The following is an 8,641-nucleotide window of genomic DNA, read 5'->3' on the forward strand; positions in this document are numbered from 1 at the left end:
GTGATCAACTGGCCTTTATGGAAGGATGGAGGAATGGGAGTCGGTGAGGAAGAGAACAGCAAGCTCTATTTAAAATCCAGCGGCCAGCGTTTTTTAGAAGCCGACGAAGGCGTTGAGATATTTGATCAATTGTTAACACAAAACAAAACCCAGCATTTAATCGTAGTTGGAGAGCGCAGCCGGGTACAGCGCTTTTTAAGACTGTCATCCCAAGAACAGCCTGTTGCAGCAGCAGCGACTGTTTCCCTGTCTGGCCGCCAGGGAAGACGAGTCGAAATGAAGGGATTTACCCTGGAGCAGTGCATTGAGTGGGATCTGAAAGAACAAGCCAGCCAGCTGCTGAAAATTCCCCGGGATAAATTAGATCGGGAAGAAAACCTTGCAGAATTTGGTTTTGATTCCATTGCTTTAACTCAATTCTCTAACTTGTTAACTCACCATTATGGAATAGAAGTTACTCCTGCTATCTTTTTCGGGTATTCAACCCTTGAGCGGTTAGCCCAATATTATTTAAAGGAACACCAAGACATGCTGCAGCTTTTTTATCAAGAGACAGTTGCAAAGTCGATTATGAACCCGCAGCAATTTCCGTCAGTGACCTTAACCTCCAAACGCCAGACCTCCATACAGTCCAGATTTGTAAAGAAACCAGCTTCTCAGCAGTTACAGGAGCAGGATTCCATTGCCATCATTGGAATGAGCGGCCGTTTTCCAGAGTCCAGAACCATTGATGAAATGTGGCAGATTCTCGCCACAGGCAAAGACGTAATTCAGGACTTTCCGGCAGACCGCTTCTCAGGAAAAGGGAGAAGTCCATATCAATACGGTGCCATTCCGGGAGTCAGCGAATTTGACCCGCTGTTCTTTGAAATATCCCCCCGGGAAGCCGAAAGCATGGACCCCAGACAGCGGCTGCTGCTGCAGGAATCCTGGAAAGCCTTAGAGGATGCAGGCTATGGAAGGCAGCAGATCCAAAAGAGTAAAATCGGTATGTTTGTGGGAGTGGAAGAAGGGGATTATCGCTTGCTGCTCAAAGAAAAGAGCAGCATTACGTCCAATCATAATGCCGTTTTATCGGCCCGTTTAGCCTATTTCCTAAACCTAAGCGGACCGAATATGGCAATTAATACGGCCTGCTCCTCCGGCTTAGTGGCAGTACATCAAGCCTGTCAAAGCATCCGCCAGCAAGAATGCGACACCGCCCTGGCGGCGGGAGTGAATCTGCTGCTGACACCGCAGATGTTTCAAGGGATGAGTGAAGCAGGTATGCTGTCAGAGGACGGGAAGTGCTTTGCCTTTGATAAAAGAGCCAATGGAATGGTTCCAGCGGAAGCGGTTGCGGTAGTGGTGTTAAAACGCCTGTCCCAGGCAAAGGCAGATAAGGATCCGATCTATGCCGTAATCAAAGGAAGCGGTATCAACTATGACGGAAAAACCAATGGAATCACCGCTCCCAGTGGTGCTTCCCAAACGAAGCTTCTAAAATCGGTGTATGATCAGTACCAGATAAACCCGGAAGACCTTGAATACATTGTCACGCATGGGACGGGTACGAAATTAGGAGATCCCATTGAAGTCAATGCTCTGTATGATGCCTTTAAAGACTATACGAAAAAGCAGGGGTACTGCGCCCTGACGTCCACCAAGACCAACTTTGGACATGCGCTGGCAGCCTCCGGTCTGGTGAGCTTAATTAGCCTGGTTCAGGCATTTCGTCATGAAACCATACCTGCCAGCCTTCACTTTCAAGAAGAAAATGAATACATTCATTGGTCGGGAAGTCCGTTCTATGTAAATACAAAAAGCAAAGCCTGGCCTGAAAAAGAAGAAAAGAGGAGAATGGGTGGAGTAAGTGCCTTTGGAATGAGCGGTACGAATGTGCATATGGTACTGGAAAGCTATCCGCAGAACAGGATGAAAAGGAAGAAAAGCCTGCCCTGCTATCTGCTGGCCTTTTCTGCCAAAACCCAAGAGAGCCTGCAGGAAAAATGCAAAGAAATGATTGCCTGCTTAGAAAAGGAAGAGACAAAAGGTCTGGCAGAGATTAGCGTTACCCTGCTGGAAGGGCGTCAGCACTTTGCCCATCGCTGCGCAGTGGTAGTGCAGGACAAAGAAGATGGGATCTATGTACTGCAGCAGATGGGGAGTAAAGAAAAACTCCCCAACCTGTTTAAAGGGACAGCAGCCCGTGATTTTACCGGGCAGAAAGCAATAGAAGAATATGGTCAGGAGCTGTTAGCGCAAAGCTTCTCCCAGCAGAGGGATACGAAGCGCTATAAAGAGATACTGCATGCTTTGGCAGATCTGTACTGCCAGGGATATGACCTTGCATGGGGGCAGCTATATGGTGAAGAAAAACCGGACCGTCTTCATCTGCCCGGCTATCCCTTTGCGAAAGAAAGCTATTGGGTGCCGGAGATAGAAAGTTCACTCACTGACAGGATCCATTTAGGAAGTGCAGCAATCCTTCATCCCCTGCTGCAGCAAAATACATCGGACTTTTCAGAACAGCGTTTCAGTTCCAGATTTACGGGAGAAGAGTTTTTCCTGAAGGATCATGTAGTGAAGGGACAGCGTGTACTGCCTGGAGTAGCCTATCTGGAAATGGCCCGGGCAGCAGTCCGGCAGGCAGCAGGAAGAAGCGGGAAAGAAAACATTGGGATACAGATGAAACATGTGGTTTGGAGCCGTCCAATGATGGTAGGAGAAGAGGCTATTCAGGTACATATCGGACTTTTCCCGGAAGAGAATGGAGAGATTGCCTATGAAATCTACAGCCATTTGGATGAAAGTCTTGAAGAAACAGTAGTGCACAGCCAGGGAAAAATCCTATTGCATCCGGCATGTGAACTTCAGTCGCTGCCGATAGAACAGATACGGAATCAGTGCAGTCGTGAAATGTTGAGTTCCAGCCAATGCTATGAGCAATTGGGAAAGATGGGACTGGAATACGGGCCAGGGCATCAGGGAATTGAGACCTTGTACATTGGGGAGAATCAGGTTCTGGCAAAACTGCTGCTGCCTGCTTTTCTGTTAGATACGCAGGATCAGTTTATCCTGCATCCCAGCATGATGGACTCCGCCCTGCAGGCATCCATGGGTCTGATGATTGGCTCCGGCAGTCTTAAACCTGCGCTGCCCTTTGCCCTGCAGGAACTGGAAATACTGGAAGCCTGCACCCCCAGTATGTGGGCAGCAGTACGGTACAGCCCGGGGAGCAAAGGGGAAGATAAGGTACAGAAGCTGGATATTGATCTATGTAATGAGGACGGAACCCTTTGTGTACGCATGAAGGGTTTTTCTGCAAGAATCCTGGAAAGGGAAATTGATTCAAGGGAAAAGATTGACATGTTACTGTATCAGCCTGGATGGAAGGAAAAAAGCATTGACCAAGCAGCGGCAGCCCCACACATTGACCAGCACGTGGTAATCCTATGCGAGCCGGATCAAGGAATACAAGAGAGTATGGCAATGAATATGAATGGGGTACGTTGTATTGCTTTGCAAAGGAAAGAGGGAAGTATCGCGGTACGGTTTCAAAGGTATGCAGATGAAATTTTGGAAGAGATTCGAGCCATTCTCAAAGAAAAGACAAATAGCAAGGCCTTCATCCAGATTGTAATTTTCTCCAAAGAACAGATGCCGTTCTCTGGATTCTCAGGGTTATTAAAGACGGCTCATTTGGAAAACGCAAGACTGATTGGACAGATTATTGAGGCAGAACCTGAGGATAGTGCTCAAAGTATCAGGGAAAAACTGATCGAGAATAGTCATCAGCCCTTCGACAGTCATATTCGCTATCAGGATGGCAAACGATGGATTGCTGAGTGGAAGGAAATGAAAGATACGCAAGATACTGTGAAGATTCCCTGGAAAGACCAGGGAGTCTATTTAATTACAGGAGGAGCAGGAGGGCTGGGACTTATCTTTGCTCAGGAGATTGCCCGGCGGGCAAAATCAGCCACCATAATCCTTACAGGCCGATCTGCCCTCACCCAGGAAATGCAGACGAAATGGCAAGAAATTGTCACATTAGGTGCACGGGTGGAATATCGGCAGGCAGATGTAAGCGATCAGCAGACCGTGAGTCATTTGGTTGAGAAGATTCAAGAAGAATTTGGCGGTTTGCATGGTATTCTGCATTGTGCCGGCGTAATCCGCGATAATTTTATATTGAAAAAGACAGAGGAAGAAATGCAGGAAGTTCTGTCACCCAAGGTACTGGGACTGGTGAATCTGGATCAAGCTACCAAAGATATGAAGCTGGATTTCGTTATCTTGTTTTCCTCCATAGCCGGCAGTCTGGGGAACGCAGGCCAGGCTGATTATGCTGCTGCCAATGCCTTTATGGATGCGTATGCCGAATATCGCAATGACTTGGCTGACCGGCAGCAGAGGCAGGGGAAAACTCTCTCCGTGAACTGGTCGTTGTGGCAAGAGGGCGGAATGGGGGTTGATGAAATAACGAAAGATATGATGATGCGCAGTATGGGTATGATTGCACTGCAGACAGCAAATGGTATCCAGGCACTGTATCAAGGTATTGGCCCAGGACAAAATCAGGTAATGGTCATGGCAGGGAAAGCAGATCAGCTCAGGGTGGCTCTGGAACAAAATCATCCTGATGAAAGGGGTGAACACAGCAGTGTATATGCTGCTGCAGGCGACAAAATCATAAATCAGGATTTATATCAAAAGCTTTTCGATGAAATAGCAGCCGGAGTGTTATCAGAAGAAGAATTTAGTACATTAATGAAGGTGTGAAGAGGGGGAGAAAAAGAGAAATGGAGAGTCAATTATCGTCTTTATATAAGCAGATAAAAGATAAAAAAATTAACCGAGAAGATGCGATAAAGCAGATTCAAGAGTATAAAGCAAAGCATACCCAGCAACACATGCTTCCCATCCTAGAAAATCATGGGTTATCTAAGACTACTGCTGCTCTGACAGAGGAAATACAGACTATTTTGCTGCAGATGGCATCTGAATTATCCAGGATAACAATTGAAGATATTGATCTAGAGGCCCAGTGGAATGAAAACGGGCTCGATCATGTTATGCTGGCTGCATTAGCGGATCGGCTAAATCAGGACTATAAGCTTGAACTGCTTCCGAGCATATTTTACACACAATTAACCATACAGAGCTTTGCCGAGTACTTGGTTAATGAACATTGCGATATGCTTGCTGGCCAGATGCCAGCAAAGGAATTATCACATCCCATAACTGAGAAAAGCAAAGTAATGACAGAATTTGAAGAAGAGCTGCTGAAGGAAAAAGCAGTACGTTATTTCAAACAGCAATTATCTTCTGTTCTTAAGCTTCCGGTGCATCGAATAGACGAAAATGCGCAAATGGAAAAATACGGGATCGATTCGATTATGGTTATGCAGTTAACCAATGAGCTGGAAAAAATATTTGGTTCTCTGCCAAAAACATTATTTTTTGAATATGAGAGTCTCCACCAGATAACCGACTACTTCCTTGCCGTTTATCGTACTGAGCTGATCAAAATTTTAAATGTGGAAGACGGAACTGCCATTTCGGCTAAATCTGACAGCAGTACTGGTGGAGAAAAGAAAAACTTATTGTTTAGAAGTTCCAGGAAGCTGCGTCCTCCAGAGTTTAGTGAAGGCAGCATTCCGCAAAAAGCAGCAGCGGGGGTAGATGTTGCGATCATTGGCATTTCTGGGCGTTATCCTGGTGCAAGAAATCTTCAGGAATATTGGAGAAACTTGCGGGATGGCAAGGATTGTATTACAGAAATTCCTAAAGATCGCTGGGATCATAGTTTATATTTTGATGAAGACAAGAATAAATTTGGTAAAACCTATAGTAAATGGGGTGGTTTTTTAGAGGGTGTAGACCAATTCGATCCTCTATTCTTTAATATTTCGCCCCGGGAAGCCCAATATATTGATCCACAGGAACGATTGTTTCTGCAATGTGTATTTGAAACCCTGGAAGATGCAGGATATACCAGGCAAAGCCTTGGATTAAAAGAGAATTTTAATATTGAGGGAAACGTAGGCGTTTATGTAGGAGTAATGTATGAAGAGTATCAGCTCTACGGTGCTCAGGAACAAATCCAGGGAAGGCCCATTGCTCTCAGCGGAAATCCATCGTCGGTTGCCAATCGAGTATCCTACTACTTTAATTTTCATGGACCTAGTATGGCTATTGACACCATGTGTTCTTCTTCTTTGACAGCAATTCATTTAGCATGCCAAAGTTTGCAGCAGGGAGGATGTGAACTTGCAATTGCAGGTGGTGTAAATGTCTCCATTCATCCCAACAAATATCTGATACTGGGACAAGGAAAGTTTATTTCAAGCAAGGGAAGGTGTGAAAGCTTCGGTCAGGGAGGTGATGGTTATGTACCCGGTGAAGGAGTTGGCGCTGTACTGCTCAAACCGCTGACGCAAGCCATTGCTGATGGTGATAATATATATGGAATTATTAAAGCAACAGCAATCAATCATGGCGGGAAAACGAATGGCTATACAGTTCCTAATCCCAATGCCCAAGCTCGGGTTATTGGCCAGGCTTTTGCTGAAACAGGAATCAACCCTAGAATGATCAGCTATATTGAAGCACACGGTACGGGAACTTCTTTAGGAGATCCTATTGAAATCGCAGGACTGAGTAAATTTTTTAAAGAGCATACCAAAGACAAACAATTTTGTGCAATTGGATCTGCCAAATCAAATATTGGGCATTGCGAAAGTGCAGCTGGCATTGCAGGAGTGACGAAAGTATTGCTGCAGCTTAAATATGGTCAGCTGGTACCATCATTGCACTCCAAAACACTAAACCCGAATATCGATTTTAATAATACGCCATTCTTTGTTCAGCAAGAACTTGCAGAATGGAAAAGACCATTGATTGCCATACACGGAAAAACAGAAGAGCAGCCGAGAATTGCGGGTATTTCATCTTTTGGTGCGGGAGGATCAAATGCTCATGTTGTGATTGAAGAGTATATCCCGAAGGATAAAAATCCGGTTATACATCAGATTTCACAGCAGCATCCAGCAATGATTGTATTATCAGCCAAAAATGAAGAGCGTCTTTTAGAAAAGGTAAGACAATTGCTGCTTATGATAAAGGAAGTGGGGTTCTTTGATGCAAATCTGGCGGAGATAGCTTATACGCTGCAAATTGGACGGGAAACAATGGATGAGCGCCTGGCGATTGCAGTGAATTCTATTAAAGAGCTGGAAGAAAAATTGAGTCGTTTTTTGGAAAGAGATGAGAATATCGAAAAGTTGTACCGAGGGAAAAATAAGCACAATAAGGAAATTTTGGCTGCTTTAGGTCCGGATGAAGATATGGCAGTTATGATTGATTCTTGGATGAGAAAAGGAAAATATACGAAGCTTCTCGAGGTTTGGGTGAAAGGGCTAAGCATTGACTGGAAAAAGTTATATGGAAAGGCAAGGCCTCGCAGAATCAGTCTGCCTACATATCCTTTTGCCAGAGAAAGATATTGGGTACCTGAAATTGAAACAACGGCTGCCAATCCTATTCTGACTAGTACTGGAAATGCACGAATGCTTCATCCTCTGCTTCATCAGAATACATCGGATTTAACAGAGCAGCGTTTTACCTCTACATTCTCTGGAAAAGAAACCTTCTTCGTGAATCATGTTAAAGGATTTAGAGCTCTGCCGGAGGCAGCCTGCCTTGAAATGGTGCGAGAGGCTTTACAGCAGGCTGCTGGAAGGCTGCAAGAGGGACAGAAAATTTTGCTTACCAATATTAGGTGGATGTTTCCTATTGGTGTAGATGAATCTTTGCTTGAAGTACATATTGGACTACTACCTGAGGACAGCGGCGAAATAATCTTTGAAGTCTATAGCCAGCCCGGAGGCAGAGTGGAAGAAACGATCGTATACAGCCAGGGAACTGCTGTATTTAGTGGAGTTTCTGCGGAGAATATAGAATTGGACTTGGCTGCTATTCAAGAGCAGTGCAGGAACCATTTTAATGCCAGTCAGTGTTATGAGGCATTGAGAAATGCCGGATTTAATTATAGTCCGGAATACCAGGGAGTAGAAGCTGTATATGCCGGAAGAGGCCAAGTATTGGCAAAGCTGGTGATACCTTCCTGCATCGCAGAGACCTACCCGCAATTTATGCTGCATCCCAGCCTGCTGAATGCTGGGATGCAAGGGACAATCGGTTTCACATTGAATTCAGAAGACAGCAGGCTAATGCTACCGGCGGCCTTGCAGGAATTCGAAATTCTTGGTCCTTGCTCGTCTGCCATGTGGGCTTGGCTTCGTTACAGTGAAGGCAGTGCTGCTGCTGATCCATTACAAAAGTTTGATATTGATCTGTGCGATCTCCAGGGTAAGGTTTGCATACGTATGAAAGGTTTGGAAATGCAAGGGGATACAGAAAGCATATCTGGCGATTCTGTAGAGGAGGTAAGACAAGCCCCGGCAGCACCTAAAAAACAGGAAGCTATTGAAATGATGACATTTGAAGAAGTTTGGCAGGAGAAAACTTTGTCAAATCATGGGTCGGTTAAGATCAAAACGCTGGTTTGTTTTCTGTCCAATGCAGATCACCAAAACAAAGCCGCAGAAACGATTCAAGCCCTTGATCCGCAAACAAGAATACTCTTTATCTCTCA

Annotated in this window: 2 protein-coding genes; both read left to right on the forward strand. The window is 45.2% G+C overall.

Going from position 1 to position 8,641, the window contains the following annotated elements; all coding sequences use genetic code 11:
- Positions 1 to 33: 33 nt before the first annotated feature.
- Positions 34 to 4,764, forward strand: a complete 4,731-nt coding sequence (locus BMZ99_RS25070; RefSeq protein WP_217645159.1) for a type I polyketide synthase — start codon at positions 34 to 36, stop codon at positions 4,762 to 4,764.
- 20 nt (positions 4,765 to 4,784) lie between these two features.
- Positions 4,785 to 8,641 (forward strand): beta-ketoacyl synthase N-terminal-like domain-containing protein (locus tag BMZ99_RS25075; protein WP_175490707.1); only part of this gene is annotated, 3,857 nt, incomplete at its 3' end.

This window comes from Pelosinus propionicus DSM 13327, from assembly GCF_900114615.1.
Taxonomy (GTDB): Bacteria; Bacillota; Negativicutes; order DSM-13327; family DSM-13327; genus Pelosinus; species Pelosinus propionicus.